Here is a 17,759-nt window from a genome sequence, read left to right as displayed (position 1 = left end):
CGATGAGCGATCTGAACAAGCCGATCATTATGACCGCCATGCTCGGCAAAGCGGACTTTGCCTGGGCCAATGGATTGCGGCGTGCCCATTATCCGCCTGAGCGGAATGTGGTTGCGGCCCATTGCACCTTGTTCCATCATTTGCCGCCGCGGGAATTGTCGGAAATCAAGCGTGCGGTCGTGGAAATGACGCAATCCGCACCGCCTCCGCCAGCCGCATTGCAACGCTTGATCCATCTCGGTCGCGGGGTTGCTTATCAGATTCATGCGCCGGCCCTAGTGGATATGAGAATGGATCTGGCCAACCGGTTCCACGGCCTGCTGTCAGCCCAGGATCAACAGGTTCCACGATTGCATATCACCATCCAAAACAAAGCAACGCCCGCTGAAGCCAAGGCCCTGCTGGACCGCCTCTCGGTCGATTTTGAACCGCGGCCGATCATGATCAAGGGCTTGGAATTGCATTACTATCTCGACGGCCCATGGCAATTGATCGGGCAATGGCCGTTTCGCGGCGCTAGATAACGCCAACCTCCTTGATCGGGATATCGCTGTTCGCGAGTTCCGTCGGATCCAGCGCGAGATTGCCGATCACCGCTTTGCGCCCCTGGACATAGTCCTTGGTCGCGTTGACACAGTCGAGAGCGATCACCTTGCCATCTTGCAGATAGACGATCGAGAAGCTGCGGTCGTCGGGATTACCACGGACGATATATTCATCATGACCGGTCGACAGTCCAACCGTTTGCAGCTTGAGGTCATATTGGTTGGACCAGAACCAGGGTACAGCGTCATATTCGCATTCCTCACCCATGATATCGAGCGCAGCGACTTTCGCCTGGTCATTGGCATTTTGGACCGATTCCAGCCGGATATGAGCGCCACCGGCAAAGCGGTTGCTATGCGCCGCGCAGTCGCCAATCGCATAAATGCCTTCCAGGCTCGTTCGGCAATGCTGATCGACGTCGACGCCATTGCCGGCGGCCGCCCCCGCCGCGACCAGCGGGCCGGTCTCCGGAATGATTCCGATACCTACGATGATCATGTCTGCCGGAATGCTGCGGCCATCGGCGAGATTGACCGCAGTGGCCAGGCCGTCGTCATTGGTTTCGAAGCTTTCCGCCTTCACCTCCAGTTCCACCGTCACGCCCTTGCTGCGATGTTCCTTCTCGTAAAAGCGCGACAATGTTTCTCCTGCCACCCGCGAAAGCACCCGGTCGAGGGATTCCAATATGGTCACGCTCTTGCCCAGCTTGTTGAGCACGGCCGCGGCTTCCAGACCGATATAGCCGCCGCCAATGACCGCAACATTTTCCGTTGTGGGCAGGGCGGCTATGATTTTGTCCACGTCCGCGCGAGAGCGCACAGCGTGGATATTACGCGCTTGACTACCGGGACTGGACAACATCCGCGGCGTTCCACCGGTCGCCCAGATCAATTTGTCAAACGCGATCTCCTCGTCAGAGCTGAGGGTTACCGTCCGGTCCATCGGATCCACCTTGGCCACCCGGCAACCGGTCAATAGTTCGATATTGCGCTCGGCCCAGAAGCTCTCCGGACGCAATAATATCCGTTCAAACGGCTTGTCGCCGGAGAGATATTCCTTGGACAGCGGCGGGCGCTCGTAAGGCGGGTATTTTTCATTCCCAAGCAGGCCGATGCTGCCTTCGAATTTCTGCTGTCGCAGGGCGATGGCGGCCTGGGCGCCAGCGTGCCCCGCGCCCACTATCAAAATATCATAAGACTTGTTCATATAACGCCCCTTCATGCCTTTATCGGCAAGGCGCCGAGTGTTAGCGCGGAAGACGCGCCCGTGGCAAGTATTAGCAGAAAATCCACGGCAGCTTGTTGACCCTGACCGACGCTGTGACTATAGCGCCGCGATCCAAACTATTTCGACACGCGATCCCGGTCCGCGTCGAATGGGCTGGCGGAGTAGCTCAGGTGGTTAGAGCAGTGGAATCATAATCCATGTGTCGGGGGTTCGAGTCCCTCCTCCGCTACCAATTACGATCGAAAATGAAATGGCCCGACAAGGGGCTTGTGAGGGGTTTTGATGGTCGCAATCGTCCGTCGATAATTCCGTTGCTATCGCAATCGACCGGGGGCAACTGTCTGCGTTTGCCGGTATTCTGTTAGCGGCGAAACGTCATCAGCAGCTTCATGGGTACATTATTCGTCTTTTGTTTGACAAACGGATTAGAAAAATTCGATATGATTGAGTGATTTGAAGTAATATCGAATACAGCAATGCTGTGGGGGGGGGCTATGTATCTATGTTGCGATCTGGGAGGCACTACCTGTGATTGGGGTGTATTTGATCCCGGCATCGATGCTTTTGTTTTTACGAAAACATTGCAGACTTCAGACTATGAAGACTTTTATCAGATGCTCGACGACATTCTGAGCGATTATGACAATCGCACAGAAAAGTCTCAGATAATTACAAATGCAACCTTGGGCATTGCTGGCCCGACTGACTATAAAACAGTGACGCCGACAAATATTGAAGGTTGGCAAGTCAACGTCGAAGCCGTGAACGCGTTGCTGCAAGATTATGGTCATGAAGGCTATTCGTCAATTTTGAACGATTTTGAGGCTCTGGGATATGGCATTCATTTTTTGACAGACCGTGGTCTCACCGCTGAAGACTATGTTGAAATTCATGGCAAACTAAAGGTACGGCGCGCGCTCGTCGAGGAAGACCGCGGCACGCGCGCAATTATTTGTGGGCCCGGCACGGGCTTGGGAATAGCATGTATTGTGGATGGACTGCATCGCAACGGTTTCCCATTCATTTTCAGTTCCGAAGGAGGGCACCAAAGCCTTGCGCCTGAAACAGCGTCTCAATTGCGCCTGATCACGAAGTCGAACGGCTTTCTCGAGCCAAAATCCTATGAGGAGGTGCTGTCTCATGCTGGCATCAAAGAAACCTACAATCATTTTCTGAGGACCGACTATTCATCGGAACCCAATTATAATGCGTCCGCAAGGGAAATCGTGTCCTATAGCAAGTCGGGCAAAGACCATGCAGCGATTGACGCAATTGAATTGTTTACAGAAGTGCTGGCGAACTTTTGCGGAAACTCCGTGCTGAATTTCAACTGTGACAAGGTCGTATATTTGTGGGGTGGGGTTTTGCTGGAGATTCCAGAAGATCTGCTAAAAGCAAGATTTAGCAGGCATTATAGCAATCGCCGGACCTATGGCGGACGAACAAAGCGGGTTCCTGTGGTGCTCCTCAAAAACAAAAACATACCCTTATTGGGTTGCGCTTTGCGTTCTCGATTTGAGATTGAGTATCTCAAGAATAATTGAGCCGTTTTGCAAGATAGTGGTGTGATATATGGATGTTCAAGACGTTCGCAGAAGAGCGAAGCTGTCACAGGTCGAGTTTTATGAAAAACTCAAACCTGCGTTCCGCAAACGCGATGTAAATTTCCCGTTTGTGGCTCTGGTCAGTGTCGAGGAAAAACAACCAATTACCGAAGCGAAAATGGAGGCGCTACGGTCAGCAATTGCAGAAACTTTTCCCGACGAATTCCAAATATCAGTGACAAAGAAAAAGCGCCGGATTTGGTTGCCCAGAATATCACTGCTTCGAATTGCGTTTGTTCTTATTGTCATGGCGGCGTCGGCCTTAGTAATATTATACATATTCAACGATAATAGACAGCAAACAAAGGATTTAATTGAACTTTTCAATACAATTGCTGCTGCCATCGGGTTGCTAGCGGTGGTGATTGCAATTGCGGAATATTCCAGAGGAAAATAGCGTCGGCACTAGATCCGAGACTTTTTTCGCGACACCAATTGATTTCGTTTGCCGGTGGCTTTGAAAGCGAATATAATATGCAGTGTCGGCGACCATGGTGGTTCTAACATTAGCAGGGCTGACCTCGTTCAAGGAAAATCGAATATGTTTGTTACTGTAACTGCGGTAGCAGCTATGCTTGTCATGGCATCGTCTCCCTCTGACAATATGGAATTGGCGCGCAAGGCTTACAGCAATTGCGTCATCGAAAATGTGATCGTGAACCTCGATGGCAAAGCCGATGAGTCAAGCAACAAGGCCGCGCTGGCCAAAGCCTGCCAGGACGAACGCAAATCCTTTGTGGCGGCGATTGTACAATATGAGCGCAGCGAAGGCTCGAGCGCAGCGGAAGCCCGGGAAATTGCCGATGACGAAGTCGGGATGATCCTCGAGGATTATACCGAATCTTATGCGACCCATCTGAAAGACGGCACCCGTCCTCAAAAAGAAGTCTGACACGATCAGATATTTTTAATGTCAAAGGCCGCTGGAACCAGCGGCCTTTGTGCTTTTGGGGCACTGAAAACCGGGTTATTGGCTGGGAACAGAACGCGGTGCGCCACAGGTTTATCGAACACCGCCATGCACGCCTTTTTGCCAGACAGTATGTGTTTAACTCGCGAGCAGCTCTTCGTCGGGTGCAAAAATGACCGTCTGGTTTCGCCCCCGTTTCTTTGCTTTCAGCAGCGCCATATCGGCATTGTGCAGCGCATCCTCTATTTGTGCGGAGTCGTGACTGTCACAGACGCCGATGCTGATCGACAGCCGATAGAGCGCCCCGGAGACTGGTTCAAAATGGCTATGTTCGATGCCGGTCCGTATCTGTTCGGCGATCCGGTAGCCTTTATCGCGGTCGACATTGCCTAGCAGAACCGCAAATTCTTCTCCACCAATCCGGGCGGTGATATGGGCCTTTCCGACGATCTTCTTGATGGTCTTCGCGATCAGGCACAAGGCGCGATCACCGGTCTCATGGCCGAATTCATCATTTATGGTTTTGAAATGATCAACGTCAAGTGCCAGAACGACGTGGGGCCCCGGAACCGCCATGATCTTGCGGGCAGCACGGAAAAAATACCGGCGGTTTTTGAGGCCGGTCAGCGGGTCCTGTTCGGCCTGTTGGCGCAATTTGTTGTTCGAGATCTCGAGATCAGACTGCATGGTTTCCATTTGGCCGTTGAGCTTCACCAGCAACTGGTTCTGAAACGAGCTTTGAACCGCGACATGGGTTGAAAATGCCAGCGGCAACAAAGCCGAGGCCGCATAGGCTATGGCAAAGCCTTGATCGGCTTCGCACAGGGATCGATACAGCAGGGCGGCGGTTGCAAAGGCCCCTAGGGTGAGCACCAGCAAGATGCGCCCGGTCATGCTGCGCCCAAAGGCCTGAAAGGAAAATTTTGCGGTCATGCCTCTGTATGACGGCATCGCCGAAAAGTGATTTAGGATAGGCCCTATTTGGTTGGTGGAGGTTCTCGTCTGAATTGTCGGAGTTGATATAATATTCCACAACCTAAGGAGATCATTCCAAGAACGTAGGATGGAAAACTGGGATAGCTTAAAAACGCTAACAAGGCACTGGATAGGCTCCAAGCTATCAAGGCTTTGTAGGTCGACCATGCGAATTGAGAACGCAATGGAGTTTTGCAAAATGGGCATTGTTTGTTGGTACGAAACTCAAAGAAATAGTGCCGTAAGTTGAGCGCATGCCGGCAATTTGGGCATGGTTTTGCAATATAGATGTGTATCCAGCGATCCATCGGTATTTTTCTGCATCAAAACGAGACGAGAAAATAGCCGAATTCGGCATTTCTATGTTACTTTGGATATATGGCGGAGTTTCAATTCCGCTTTTCAGGCACGGGGGCTGCGATGCAGCTGAAAGATAAACTTGATAATATTCATTCTGGCGTTCTGATTGTAACTTCCTTTCTGCCGATTTTTTATTTCCCATTAGCTGAACTCTTGCCAGGGTCGATAGGAGCCAATATTTGGCTCGGCTGTGGAACTTGTTTCATCCTCCAAACAATCATCAGATATGTGCATAGAGCGACATCCCATGGTGCAGATTAGCGAATCTGCCATTTTCCGCCCCCGTTTCGTTGTCCCGCAAACCTCTCGGCTCACACCTGCAAATTCGCGCTTGGGGCGGGGCAATGAATTCTACTGCAATTCTTCTGGGGATAACTGCCATTGGCCCTTGCCTGATCGGGGGCTGCATCCTTATCTGTTTTGTAGAGATTCGCAGAGACAGAACGGAACGGACATATGGCGGAAACCTATCACACGAAAATGCTCATTCTGGGCTCCGGACCAGCAGGTCTGTCAGCCGCCATTTATGGCGCGCGTGCAGGGTTGGAGCCGATTGTCGTTCAGGGCATGCAGCCCGGCGGACAGCTGACAATTACCACGGATGTGGAAAATTATCCCGGCTTTCGCGATGTCATTCAGGGGCCGTGGCTGATGGAAGAAATGCAGGCCCAGGCTGAAAAAGTGGGCACGCGCACGATGTTTGACACGATTGTCGATGTGGATTTCTCCAAACGCCCGTTCCGGCTGACCGGAGATGGCGGTGATGTTTATGAAGGCGACACGCTGGTGATCGCAACCGGAGCGCAGGCCAAATGGCTGGGTGTGCCGGGCGAGGAAGAACTGGGCGGCAAAGGCGTCTCCGCCTGTGCAACCTGTGACGGATTCTTCTATCGCGGCAAAAAGGTTGTTGTCATCGGCGGCGGCAATACGGCGGTGGAAGAAGCACTTTATCTTACCAATCATAGCGATGACGTGACGCTTATCCATCGGCGCGATAGCTTGCGCTCGGAAAAAATCCTGCAGGACCGGTTATTTGCCAATCCCAAGATAAGCGTCCTGTGGAACAAAACGGTTGAACAATTTGTCGGTGGCGGTGATCCGGTCGGACTGGTGGGTCTTGATCTGGTTGACACCCAGACCGGCGAGAAAAGCCATATTGCGGCAGATGGCGGCTTTGTCGCCATTGGCCACGCGCCGGCAACAGAGGTGTTCAAGGGTCATCTCGAGCTGATCGATGGCGGCTATATCGAGGTCGAGCCCGGCACGCCGAAAACCAAGATTCCGGGGCTTTTTGCCTGTGGTGACGTGATGGATCATGTCTATCGCCAAGCGGTTACGGCCGCCGGGACCGGGTGCATGGCGGCTCTGGATGCCGAACGGTTCCTCGCAGAAGAAGAATTTGAACTGCTCGCAGCGGAATAGTTACGGATTTTGCAGCATCGCCAATAGCTGTGTCCGTAGCCATGCTCGGGCGCCATCATCGGCGAAACTGTGGGACGCGCTGTCGAGTTTGTGCAGAGCAATGTCAGGGCGTTGACGGGCCTTGTAAAAGCTTTTTCCCACCCAGGATGCGGTGAACGTGCGCGCCGTAGTATCACGCTCGGCAATCAATAGTCGGCAAGCCAGCGGAACTTCTGCTAGCGCGGCGCCAAGGCGCGCGGCCAGGGCGCTTTCTTCCTGCTTCTGTGCGGCTTGCTTTACCCCTTTTGCCAATTTACCCAGATCGATCTTGCCGGTGAACAGATCGATCAGCGTGCGCGGGTTTTTCAGTCGCTGCCAATAGCGGGCACGAATGGCCGCCGGCGGTGGTGCGGTGTGCCGGTCTTGGGCGGCTTCCATATCCTCTTTTTCCTGTGGACCTTCGATAACCCAGGGATTGGCGAGCGCAAGACGATCAACGCCCGCAGCGGCGCCAAAAAGCACCAACGCCGAAGCCGCATCGCAATTGCCGAAAGCAAGCACGTTGCGCAACTCTGGACAACGAGATCGAAAGCAGGTCACCGCCGCCGCAATATCTTCGCTCGTTTCCAGAAAACCACGATTTTCACCGTCGCTGTCGCCGATACCGCGCCGATCATAGCGGAACACCGGATAGCCCTCCGCCGCAATTGCCTGCGCGAGACGGGCCATTCCGGCATGGGCTCCCGAACGGATTTCATTGCCGCCACTGACGATCAAAAGCCCGGTCGTCCGGGTACCCGCGTCCAATGTACCGACCAGTTGATCGGTGCCGCACGGAAAATGATGATGCGACCGGCTCATGGCGCCACCCAGTCGGCAAGGGCTTGCGCCAGTGATTTCGCCAAAAGCGGATCGGCATCGGGTTCCGCCCGCAGCCATAGCGGTGATCCGGCAACGGCCACGGCATCGCCCTGCGCGCTGCGCTCTAGCTGCGCGGTTGTGATATCGCCACCATCATCGACAGTCGCATCCTGCAGATCAGCAAACAAAGCCGGGCCGATATTATGGCCAGCCAGATTGATCGGGTCGGTCTGGGCGATTGTGGTCAGCTGCGCCATGGTGGTGGTCACGCCCTGTTCCTTGTCGGCGGCGATCCGTGTCCGCAGCAAGGTGCGCAACAGGCTTTGACCCTTGACCGGTGCAAAACGCCAGCGTCTGGCATCGGGCTGGCAGGAATCGAGCAGGCAACCACCGCGAAAAGACGCGATATGGGAGGATATATTGCCCTGATTGGTGCAAGTAGAAAGTGCCTCTTGCCAGCGGGATAAGTTGATTTCCTCTAAAGCTGTCTGACTCTCGTTGGTGCCGGGCAGATCCGGCAGCGCCGATCCTATTCCAAGATCATCGAGATCCCGCATCATGGCGACCAGCATTTGCCGCATACGGTTCAGTTCGTCGAACAAGGGCGGGATGATTACGATTTGCGTCGGGTGATCACAACCGATCCGCAGGCAAAGCTCGTCTTGGCCGCCAAAGCGGTAACTGGAAAACGTGAGCGCCTGGCTCACCCCGCCACTTTCTGCTCGGCAAAGGCGACCAGATTACCGAAGGTTTCAAACAGTTCGCCATCAACTTCATCATCGTCAATCATGATGTCGAGGCGATCTTCGAGCTCGGTCAGCAACCCTGCCACTGCCATGCTGTCAAGCTCGGGCAGGGCGCCGAAAAGTTCGGTATCCGCATCGAAACCGGCAACCTGCTCGGCATCAAGCCCCAGAATATCTTGCATCACCGCGCGTACCGCAGCTTCTGGCGTGACTTCAGTCTTGTCTGACACGATTTTGCTTCCCCCGAGTCCCGGATAACGGCGCTTCCCTAAAGGGATCAGCGCTTTCCTACAAGGGCCGACGCATATTGGCGCAATATGGGCAGCCACGCCAAGGGATTGTTCGGCCAGTAGAGTTCCAGCCGATAGCGCGTGCGGACGTCTTCCATCCAGTCGCGTTTATAGGGATCGTTGCCCGTGCCAAAATCAATCAGGTCCACCCGATCCACGTCGATAACATGTTGAAACATGGCGACCGACAGTAACGTGCCGGGTGAAGACTTGGTCGCATCTTCCACATGAGCCAGCTTGTGGATCAGCGCTTCGCCATTTTCGACGGTCCAGAATTGCGCCGCAACCGGCGCGCCGTCAATATAGGCGAGACCAAGGCGCAGGCAGCCTGCCTCGCTTTCCTGCCGGGCAAGGTTTTTGAGAAATTCGGGATTGCCTTCTTCCGGTTTCCAGCTGTTTGCATAGACCGTCAGATAGTCCTGCCATTGCTCTTCGGAAAAGCTGGTTTCCACGCGGATGGACACGATGTTCTTCTTGGCTTTGCGCCGGACCGTATTGCGCAACTGGCCGGGACGTTCGGCCCAATATTGATCAAATGTGCGCCCTTTGACCGGCAGAATATGATTGTCATCCGCCTTGGACCGGAAAGTCAGCCAGCCGGCTTGTTCAAACGCCCGCTCCATCAGGCTGACGGCGTCATCTTCCTCCGGAATAGGCGATATTTCAATGCTATGCGCGTGGTTCTTGGCTTGTTTTGCGATACTCGCCAACAGCGCCAATTTGGTGACCTCGTCGAAATTTCCGGTAAATATCGGGCGGAACGTGAAATTATACCAGTTGGCCAAGGCGGTATAATGGCCGAAGCCGCCTTTCATCAGGAACAGCCAGGCCTGGCGATCCTCATCTTCGCTGTTGAGCAGCAATGGCGCGCGGTCGGGAAGGCAAAGCTGGTGCAAGTCGCGCGCCCATTCCAGACGATCGAAAAGCGACTTCTGGTCCGAGCGATCCAATTTTTCGGCCGCCACGGCTTGCGCCGATTGGAAATTATCGTGATACTTGCTTTTCATAGCCAATGTTATGTCTGTCACAATATTACTCTTTTTCCCATAGGTCCAAGCATTTGAACACTCACACACCAAAAGATGCTTTTCCTTTGGATCAGGTCGCGCTCGGCCATGATCCGACGGCACCGGCCTTGGTGACGCGATCGGGTACCCTTAGCTACAAGATGTTAAATCATCGTGTGGGCGCTCTGGCGCGCTGGTTATCGGATCAGAATCTGGCCGCAGGCGATAGAGTAGCCGCCTGGTTGCCCAAGACCGAATTGGCGTGCCTGATGCCGCTTGCCGCAGCGCGGGCCGGCATGGTCTATGTCCCAATCAACCCGGTGCTGAAACCGGCACAGGTGCAGCATATATTGTCTGACAGTGGTGCCAGGCTGCTGATCGCCAATGGCGGACGCATAAAGGCGTTTGAAGGTGCCGCGATGGACGACACTATCAGTGTGTGGCTGGATACGGATGTGGATGCTGCTACCGATGACATGGCGGATATTTTAGCGCCTGAACATCGCGCGGTGGACACTGATGCTCTTGCCGCGATTCTCTACACAAGCGGCTCGACCGGGCGGCCCAAGGGAGTCATGCTGAGCCATGCCAATCTCAGCCTGGGGGCGATCAGCGTTGCGCAATATCTTGGGCTTGATACCCATGACCGGACCCTCTGTGTTCTGCCCTTGAGTTTCGACTATGGCCAGAACCAGCTGCTGTCGACCTGGCGGGCGGGCGGATGTGCCTATCCGCTGGACTATCTGACTGCAAAAGACGTCACCAAGGCTTGCGCCAAGCATCGGATCACAACCTTGGCCGCCGTTCCGCCCCTATGGGTGCAACTGGTGGACCAGCAATGGCCGGTGGAAGCGACTGACGCCATGACGCGCCTGACCAATAGTGGCGGCGCGTTGACGCCCAGCCTGGTCAAACAGTTGCGGCGTCTGTTTGGAGCGAAGGCCGATATTTATGCGATGTACGGGCTGACCGAAGCGTTTCGGTCAACCTATCTCGATCCGGCGCTGATCGACGCCAATCCCACGAGCATGGGGCGCGCCATACCTTTTGCGGAAATTCTGGTGGTCAAGCCGGATGGTGATCTAGCCGCGGCTGATCAGGAGGGTGAACTGGTGCACGCTGGTCCGCTGGTCGCCCATGGCTATTGGCAAGACGATGAACGCACTGCGCAGCGATTCAAGCCCGCGCCGGCCGCTTCTCACTATGGCGGCATAGCAGTCTGGTCTGGCGATACCGTCAAGCGGGCGGAGGATGGCTTGCTCTATTTCGTTGGTCGGGATGACAATATGATCAAAAGTTCGGGCAATCGCATCAGTCCAACCGAGATTGAAGAAGCCGCGATTGAATCCGGGCTGATTGCCGAAGCCGTCGCGATCGGGGTACCGGATGAACGGCTAGGCCATGCCATTTGTCTTTATGTGCGCGGCGGCGGGCAGGGCGATGACGCGCAACTCGAGCGCGATCTGGTGAAACATATGCGGCGCAGTTTACCGAATTTTATGCACCCGCGGGATATTGTGCTGCTTTCCGCGTTTCCCAAGAATCCGAACGGGAAAATTGATCGCAATGCTTTGGTAGAGGCGCATTCCTGATGGCTAAGGTGAAACCCACTGGTCCGATACCCGACGGCTTTGCAACAATTGGCGGCGAGCTTGGCCTGGGTGGCAATAAGGCCAGTGCACTGGTTGCAACCCACGGCTCCCCGCTCTTTGTCTATTCGCGGCACCATTTGACTGAGCGTCTGACCAAGCTGCGTGCGGCGATGCCGGATAATCTTCATATCCATTATGCGATGAAAGCGAATCCCTTTGCACCATTGCTGGGTCATATGATCGGCTTGGCTGACGGTATTGATATCGCCTCGGGTGGGGAGCTGGCCATGGCTCTGGACGCGGGGGCTGAAGCTGCCAGGATCAGTTTTGCCGGCCCGGGAAAGCGTGATGCCGAATTGTCGCAAGCCATCACAGCGGGCGTCACGATCAATATCGAATCGCCTTCGGAATGCCAGCGGGCGCTGAACATTGCCGATAATCTTGGCCAGCAGGCCAGACTGGCGATACGCGTAAATCCTGATTTTGATCTCAAAGGGTCCGGTATGAAAATGGGCGGCGGTGCCAAGCCGTTCGGGATGGATGTTCCCCTGGTTGCGCCGACCGTGAAGATGATTTTGGATTCCGGTGGCCATTGGCGGGGGTTCCATATTTTTGCCGGTTCCCAGGCCCTGAACGCGAATGCGATTATCGAAACGCAGGCGCAGACATTGGCGCTGGCGGCGCGATTGGCGGATGCGGTCGGGCATAGCCCCGAGCATGTCAATCTCGGTGGTGGCATTGGCATTCCGTATTTTCCCGGTGACCAAGCGGTGGATGTCTTCGCGATCGGTCAGGCCTTGGCGCAGCAATTGGCGGAAGTTCCAGCCATATTGGCATCGACCCAGTTCGCCATTGAACTCGGTCGCTATCTTGTCGGGCAAGCCGGGGTCTATCTGACCACCATTGTCGATCGAAAAGAAAGCTGCGGCGCGCATTTTCTCGTGACAGACGGCGGCTTGCACCACCAGCTGGCAGCGAGTGGAAATTTTGGCACGGTGATCCGGCGCAATTATCCAGCGGCAATTGCTACGCGTTATGACCAGCCAGCTGACGAGGTCGTTTCGATTGTGGGTTGTCTTTGCACACCGCTGGATCTGCTCAGCGACCGCGTGGAAATGCCAACAGCCGGTCCGGGCGACATTGTTGCGATATTCTGTGCCGGCGCCTATGGCGCCACCGCCAGCCCGGCAAATTTTCTGGGGCAAGGGCCTGCTGCCGAAATTCTCGTGGACTAAACCCAGCCCGGATAGCGGCCTGAAACGCGCTGCGGAGGCGGAGCAAATTGCGAATTTAAGTTTTCGCTAATCCTAACGCTATCTTCACTATTTTCGGCGATAGATTTCCCGTGACTATGCACGTTTGGCCGAATTCCGACCGGAATCGGCTGATCACGGTATGCTGTTTGCGAGGAAATGAATATGGCTTTTGTGGGTAAAAACAACAAATTGGCGAAATATGCCTTGGGCACCGCGATAGTGTCTTTGTCTGTCGCAGGCTGCGCAGGGGGATCTTCCGGTCCCCAATTGCCACCCGCCTCGTTTGTATCGATGCAAGAAGGCCCGGGCGAAGAATATGTGATTGGCCCCTTGGATGAGTTGACCATTTTTGTCTGGCGCAATCCCGAGCTCGGCGCGAAAGTCCAGGTCCGTCCGGATGGTCGGATCACGACACCGCTGATCACCGATATGCCAGCAGTTGGCAAAACGCCGGCGATGCTTGCCGAAGATCTCAAATTGCAATTGTCGCAATATATCAACGAACCGCTGGTGTCGGTGATCGTCAATAATTTCTCGGGAACGTTTTCCCAGCAGATCCGGGTTGTCGGCGCGACCGAGAAGCCGGCTTCGATTCCTTATCGTGCCAACATGACGTTGCTCGATGCGATGATCGCGGTTGGCGGATTGTCGGAATTTGCATCGGGCAACAAGGCCCGCTTGGTCCGCTTCAATCGCGGCACCGGAAAGCAGCAGGAATATGCGCTGCGGATCGGTGATCTGCTGAAGCGTGGCGAAACCAAAGCCAATGTCATGCTGCGTCCCGGTGATGTGATCATCATCCCCGAAAGCATGTTTTAAACCCCATCCGCGACCATTGACAGGAATCGAACCGATCCATGAACGGCCTATATGATGAAATTCGAATAGCGGTGCACAGCGTCTGGAACCGGCGCTGGTTGGCCTTGGCGGTTGCCTGGGGACTATGTTTGCTGGGCTGGCTGGTCGTCGCGCTTATTCCCAATACCTATGAATCGCAGGCGCGTGTTTTTGTGCAGATGCAATCGATCTTGTCTGACAAGATCGGCATCGAAGCTCGCGAGCGGAAAAAGAATATGGAGCGGGTTCAGGAAACCCTGGCTTCGACCGTCAATCTAGAAAAAGTGGTTCGTGGAACCGACTTGAACTTGTCGGTCGCGAGCGATCGCGAGCTGGCCGGCAAGGTCGAGATGCTGCGCAAGAATATCGAGATCAAGTCAGAAAAGGACAATCTCTTCGAAATCACTGCCAAGTCGTCTTCAAGCGATTTGTCGGATGCGGAAAATGCAGTCCTGTCGCGCGAAATCGTGCAGAAGATGATTGATATCTTCGTTGAGGAAAATCTCTCTGGCGATCGGGACGAAACCACCCAGACATTGAAATTCCTCGATGCGCAACTGGCGAGCCGGGAGAAGGATCTTCAGGAAGCCGAGCAAAAGCGCGTCCAGTTCGAGACCGAAAATCTGGGCCTGCTGCCCGGTGTCGGGTCGATTAGTCAGCGGATGGAAGCCTCGCGGGCCGAACTCAGTCAAATTGAATCGCAACTGGCTTCTGCGTCCAGTTCGCTGGCCGCGCTAAACGGCCAGTTGTCCGGTACGCCGCCTACGATCGCAACGCCAGCATTTGGCGGCGGCGTTCCCGGTGCTGGTGGCGCACGCGGTCAACTCGCGCAGGCTCAAGGAAAGCTCGCCTCCGCCCGCGCTCGTGGCTGGACCGACAGCCATCCGGATATCATTGCGATGAAAAACGAAATCGCCGCGCTGAAAGTTCAGGCGGCCGCGCAACCAAGAAGTGGCGCCGGATCGTCCAGCTATAACACGCCCAACCCGGCCTATGCATCGCTGCAGAGCATGCGTGCGGAGCGGCAAGCGGCTGTTGCTGCTCTCACCGCCCGGAAGAACGCGCTGTTGGCCGATCGGGCCCAATTGGCCTCGAAACAATCGCTCGAGCCCGGTGTCGCTGCCGAGATGGCACGGATTAACCGCGATTATGACGTGCTCAAAGACCAATATGACAAGCTGCTCAAGGACCGGGAACAGGTCAAGTTGCGCGGTCAGGTTGAATCGGAAACCGATTCCGTCAAGTTCCGGGTGATTGATCCCCCGTCCAGCCCGCGCTCGCCAGCTGCGCCGAACCGGCCCTTATTGCTCGCGATGGTGTTGTTCGCCGGAATCGGTGGTGGCGTTGGAACGGCGTTCGCGCTCGGACAATTGCAGACCACTTATCCGACGTCATCGAAACTGGAAAAAGCCAGTGGGTTGCCGGTTATCGGATCCGTCTCACAGGTGCTGACCAGTGGTCAGCGCGCTCTGCGGAAGAAGAAAATGCGCCTCCTTTACGGCGCGAGTGGCGCGCTTTTCGGCGTTTTCGCGCTGCTGCTGGTGGTTGAGTTTATTCAACGCGGCATGGTGGCTTGAGGAGAGCAATATGAACAAATATAATCCTCTCAACAAATCCGGCTCGCTACTCGAACGGGCGGCCCAGCTTTATGATTATGTGCCGGCACGGCCGGCTGACGCGCAAACTGGGTTCCCGGCAGATATTCTGCCGCCAGAGCAAGATATGCCAAATCCCGGTACGCCGATTGTGCCCGTCGCACGGTCTTATGATGGCCCGCGAGTCATTGTTGATCGCGACAAGTTGCGGGAATCCGGCTTTGTCGTGCCCGATGGCCCGGTTACCGGAATCTCGGAAGAATTCCGTATCATCAAACGCCAATTGTTGCTCGCCGCCAAAGGCAGCAGCAAACAGGCGCGTGTTGCCAATGGCGAGCGGATCTTGATCTGCTCCGCGCATCCGAATGAAGGCAAGACCTTCAGTGCGCTGAACCTGGCCCTTTCGATTGCAGCAGAAAAAGACAATGAAGTGCTGCTCGTCGATGCGGATTTTGCCAAGCCGAGCATTTTGTCGAGTCTGGGCGTTGAAGGCGACAAGGGTCTGATGGACGCGCTGGCCAATCCGGAACTGCCGGTCGAGCAATGCATCATCCATACGGATATTGATGGTCTGGCGATCCTGCCAGCGGGCGACCAGACCAATGCCGACACCGAATATCTCGCCTCTTCACGGACCGAGCAAGTGCTCAACCGCCTGACGCAACACAATCCCAACCGGATCGTCATCTTTGATTCGCCACCCGCACTTTCGGCCTCGCCGGCCTCCGTGCTCGCAACGCATGTCGGTCAGGTGCTGATGGTCGTGAAGGCGGACGAAACGACCGAAACCGCTCTGCGCGACGCGCTCAGCCTGATGGCCGGTTGCGACAATATTCAGCTGCTCCTGAATGGCACGAAATTCTCGCCAACCGGACGCCGCTTTGGATCTTATTATGGATATGGAGAATGACCATGAATGGTCTTAAACACAATCGCACGCTTTTGTGTGGAGCCGTGATCTTACCGGCCATGCTGGTTGCTGTGCAGCCCAGCCACGCGCGGGATCGCAACCTCGATATCACGCCTTATCTCGAGGTGCAGCAGGTATTGGTTGCCGATCTGAACAATGGCACTGATGTCCTGACTTACACCACCGTTGCGGCGGGCGTCCAAACGTCACTCCAAACACGGCAGGCCGAAGCAGAAGTCAATCTGCGCTATGAACGCCGTTTCTTTTACCAGGATGGTATCGGTGACGATGACGTGATCAGCGGGATTGCGCGCGGCAGCGTCCAGGTCATTCCCAATACGCTGGCCATCGAAGCCGGCGGCATTGCCACCCGGACGCGCGTTGATCTGCGCGGTGAAGCGCCGTCCAACACGGTCGGCAATATCGACAATGTCACCCAGGTCTATTCGGTTTACGCCGGACCATCGCTGTCGACCAATGTCGGGGCGCTGGATGTCAATGCGAACTACCGCGTCGGCTATACCAAGGTGGAAAGTGAAGATTCCGGAATATTGCCTCCCGGGCAATTGCCGATCGATATATTTGACGACAGCGTGAGCCATTCGGCCAGTGCCAGTGTCGGCATGCAACCCGGTCCGTTGCCTTTTGGCTGGACAGTTGGTGCCGGCTATGAACGTGAAGATTCCGGTCAACTGGATCAGCGCTTCGAGGGCAAATATGTCCGGGCTGATGTCACTGTACCGGTGACGCCAACGGTCGCGCTTGTTGGCGGTGTAGGCTATGAAGATACCGAGATTTCCGAACGCGACGCGTTGCGCGATGCGGCTGGCGTCCCGGTTGTCGACAATGACGGCCGGCTGGTGACCGATCCGGCTTCACCGCGACTATTGTCCTATGACCAGGATGGCCTGATCTGGGATGCCGGTGTCCTGTGGCGTCCGAGCCGCAGAACCTCGGTGGAAGCCCGGGTCGGCCGGCGTTATGGCAGCACAACCTATACCGGTAGCCTGAGCTATCAACCCAATCGCAACACAAGCTTGAACGTAGCCGTCTATGATACGGTTTCCGGGTTCGGCAATTTGCTCAACGACAATCTGGCCTCGCTCGGGACAAGCTTTTCGAGCAATCGCAATCCGCTTAGCGGCGAGTTGAACGGTTGTGCCTTTGGCGACTCGAGCAGCTTGTGTTTCAACGATGCCTTGCAATCTGCAGCGTCCTCGTCCTTCCGCGCCCGCGGCGTCAACGGCCAGCTTGCCTATAATTACGGTGGCTGGAATGCCGGATTCGGCGTCGGCTATTCGCGGCGCAGCTTCTTTGCATCGCCGCTTGGCGGCTTGCCCGGTGTCGATGGCCTGGTGGATGAAAATTACTATGCGAACCTGTCGCTTGGCAAAGAGCTGGATGCGCGTTCAAGCTTCAGCACCAATGTCTATGCCAGCCTGCTGGATAGCGGATTTGCCGGCGCCAATGATGTGCTCGCACTGGGTGCGAATGCCGCTTATTATCGTGAGCTTATCCCAGGTCTGTCGGGCACCGCAGCGGTCGGTCTGGACAGCTTCCGGCAAGATGGTTTTGACAGCGAACTGACCGCGTCAGCCTTGTTGGGCCTTCGCTATGATTTCTAGAGTAAACACCGCAGGTC

Annotated in this window: 18 protein-coding genes and 1 tRNA gene; 12 read left to right on the top strand and 7 right to left on the bottom strand. The window is 55.4% G+C overall.

The genetic code is table 11. The features are described from left to right. Positions 1-2: 2 nt before the first annotated feature. Positions 3-524 (top strand): 2'-5' RNA ligase family protein, encoded by a 522-nt coding sequence (locus ACZ1GS_RS09840; protein WP_472695023.1) that lies wholly within the window; start codon positions 3-5, stop codon positions 522-524. On the opposite strand, the gene ACZ1GS_RS09835 is transcribed toward ACZ1GS_RS09840, so the two are convergent. Further along, positions 517-1,752 carry an NAD(P)/FAD-dependent oxidoreductase gene (locus tag ACZ1GS_RS09835; protein ID WP_472695022.1) on the bottom strand — a complete coding sequence of 412 codons (1,236 nt, stop codon included), beginning with the start codon at positions 1,750-1,752 and terminating at the stop codon, positions 517-519. The two genes, ACZ1GS_RS09840 and ACZ1GS_RS09835, sit on opposite strands and share 8 nt — an antisense overlap. A gap of 176 nt (positions 1,753-1,928) precedes the next feature. On the opposite strand from ACZ1GS_RS09835, the gene ACZ1GS_RS09830 reads away from it, so the two are divergent. The 4 genes from ACZ1GS_RS09830 (at position 1,929) to ACZ1GS_RS09815 (ending at position 4,269) form a co-directional block, all read left to right on the top strand. Beyond that, a tRNA-Met gene (locus ACZ1GS_RS09830) sits at positions 1,929-2,005 on the top strand. Between the two features lie 244 nt (positions 2,006-2,249). Then, entirely contained in the window at positions 2,250-3,317 is a 1,068-nt protein-coding gene (locus ACZ1GS_RS09825; protein ID WP_472695021.1) for a glucokinase, read from the top strand. Between the two features lie 28 nt (positions 3,318-3,345). After that, on the top strand, positions 3,346-3,774 hold the full coding sequence (locus tag ACZ1GS_RS09820) for a hypothetical protein (RefSeq protein WP_472695020.1): 429 nt from the start codon (positions 3,346-3,348) through the stop codon (positions 3,772-3,774). Between the two features lie 144 nt (positions 3,775-3,918). After that, positions 3,919-4,269, top strand: a complete 351-nt coding sequence (locus tag ACZ1GS_RS09815) for a hypothetical protein (protein ID WP_472695019.1) — start codon at positions 3,919-3,921, stop codon at positions 4,267-4,269. Between the two features lie 156 nt (positions 4,270-4,425). Here the strand turns inward: ACZ1GS_RS09815 and ACZ1GS_RS09810 are convergent, their stop codons facing one another. Both ACZ1GS_RS09810 and ACZ1GS_RS09805 read right to left on the bottom strand, forming a co-directional pair. Further along, positions 4,426-5,220 (bottom strand): GGDEF domain-containing protein, encoded by a 795-nt coding sequence (locus ACZ1GS_RS09810; protein WP_472695018.1) that lies wholly within the window; start codon positions 5,218-5,220, stop codon positions 4,426-4,428. 187 nt (positions 5,221-5,407) lie between these two features. Further along, entirely contained in the window at positions 5,408-5,764 is a 357-nt protein-coding gene (locus ACZ1GS_RS09805; RefSeq protein ID WP_472695017.1) for a hypothetical protein, read from the bottom strand. Positions 5,765-6,078: 314 nt separating this feature from the next. Between ACZ1GS_RS09805 and trxB the strand changes: the two genes are divergently transcribed. Then, positions 6,079-7,044: a thioredoxin-disulfide reductase gene (trxB, locus tag ACZ1GS_RS09800; RefSeq protein ID WP_472695016.1), complete on the top strand. Its 966-nt coding sequence runs from the start codon at positions 6,079-6,081 to the stop codon at positions 7,042-7,044. Here the strand turns inward: trxB and ACZ1GS_RS09795 are convergent, their stop codons facing one another. Genes ACZ1GS_RS09795 through ACZ1GS_RS09780 form a run of 4 tightly spaced genes read right to left on the bottom strand, consistent with a single transcriptional unit; the run spans position 7,045 to position 9,948 of the window. Further along, positions 7,045-7,884: a hydrolase 1, exosortase A system-associated gene (locus ACZ1GS_RS09795; protein ID WP_472695015.1), complete on the bottom strand. Its 840-nt coding sequence runs from the start codon at positions 7,882-7,884 to the stop codon at positions 7,045-7,047. Next, positions 7,881-8,591: an alpha/beta hydrolase family protein gene (locus tag ACZ1GS_RS09790; protein WP_472695014.1), complete on the bottom strand. Its 711-nt coding sequence runs from the start codon at positions 8,589-8,591 to the stop codon at positions 7,881-7,883. The genes ACZ1GS_RS09795 and ACZ1GS_RS09790 overlap by 4 nt, the downstream gene beginning before the upstream one ends. Continuing rightward, on the bottom strand, positions 8,588-8,860 hold the full coding sequence (locus ACZ1GS_RS09785) for an acyl carrier protein (RefSeq protein WP_472695013.1): 273 nt from the start codon (positions 8,858-8,860) through the stop codon (positions 8,588-8,590). The genes ACZ1GS_RS09790 and ACZ1GS_RS09785 overlap by 4 nt, the downstream gene beginning before the upstream one ends. Before the next feature lie 47 nt (positions 8,861-8,907). Beyond that, the gene (locus ACZ1GS_RS09780; protein ID WP_472695012.1) at positions 8,908-9,948 is read right to left on the bottom strand and encodes a GNAT family N-acetyltransferase; all 1,041 of its coding nucleotides are present in this window, start codon (positions 9,946-9,948) and stop codon (positions 8,908-8,910) included. 32 nt (positions 9,949-9,980) lie between these two features. Here ACZ1GS_RS09780 and ACZ1GS_RS09775 point away from each other — a divergent pair, with 32 nt between their 5' ends. The 6 genes from ACZ1GS_RS09775 to ACZ1GS_RS09750 all read left to right on the top strand — a co-directional run bounded on the left by ACZ1GS_RS09775 (position 9,981) and on the right by ACZ1GS_RS09750 (position 17,742). Then, positions 9,981-11,519: an acyl-CoA ligase (AMP-forming), exosortase A system-associated gene (locus ACZ1GS_RS09775; protein ID WP_472695011.1), complete on the top strand. Its 1,539-nt coding sequence runs from the start codon at positions 9,981-9,983 to the stop codon at positions 11,517-11,519. Between the two features lie 8 nt (positions 11,520-11,527). Further along, positions 11,528-12,754: a pyridoxal-dependent decarboxylase, exosortase A system-associated gene (locus tag ACZ1GS_RS09770; RefSeq protein WP_472698111.1), complete on the top strand. Its 1,227-nt coding sequence runs from the start codon at positions 11,528-11,530 to the stop codon at positions 12,752-12,754. 183 nt (positions 12,755-12,937) lie between these two features. Then, positions 12,938-13,594: an XrtA/PEP-CTERM system exopolysaccharide export protein gene (locus ACZ1GS_RS09765; RefSeq protein WP_472695010.1), complete on the top strand. Its 657-nt coding sequence runs from the start codon at positions 12,938-12,940 to the stop codon at positions 13,592-13,594. Between the two features lie 38 nt (positions 13,595-13,632). Next, positions 13,633-15,189, top strand: a complete 1,557-nt coding sequence (locus ACZ1GS_RS09760; RefSeq protein WP_472695009.1) for an XrtA system polysaccharide chain length determinant — start codon at positions 13,633-13,635, stop codon at positions 15,187-15,189. 10 nt (positions 15,190-15,199) lie between these two features. Beyond that, complete coding sequence (locus ACZ1GS_RS09755) at positions 15,200-16,117, top strand: AAA family ATPase (RefSeq protein WP_472695008.1); 918 nt, start codon at positions 15,200-15,202, stop codon at positions 16,115-16,117. 2 nt (positions 16,118-16,119) lie between these two features. Then, positions 16,120-17,742: a hypothetical protein gene (locus tag ACZ1GS_RS09750; RefSeq protein ID WP_472695007.1), complete on the top strand. Its 1,623-nt coding sequence runs from the start codon at positions 16,120-16,122 to the stop codon at positions 17,740-17,742. The last annotated feature ends 17 nt before the right edge of the window (positions 17,743-17,759 follow it).

The organism is Parasphingorhabdus sp. W113 (assembly GCF_055693205.1).
This window is presented reverse-complemented; position numbering and strand designations above follow the sequence as displayed.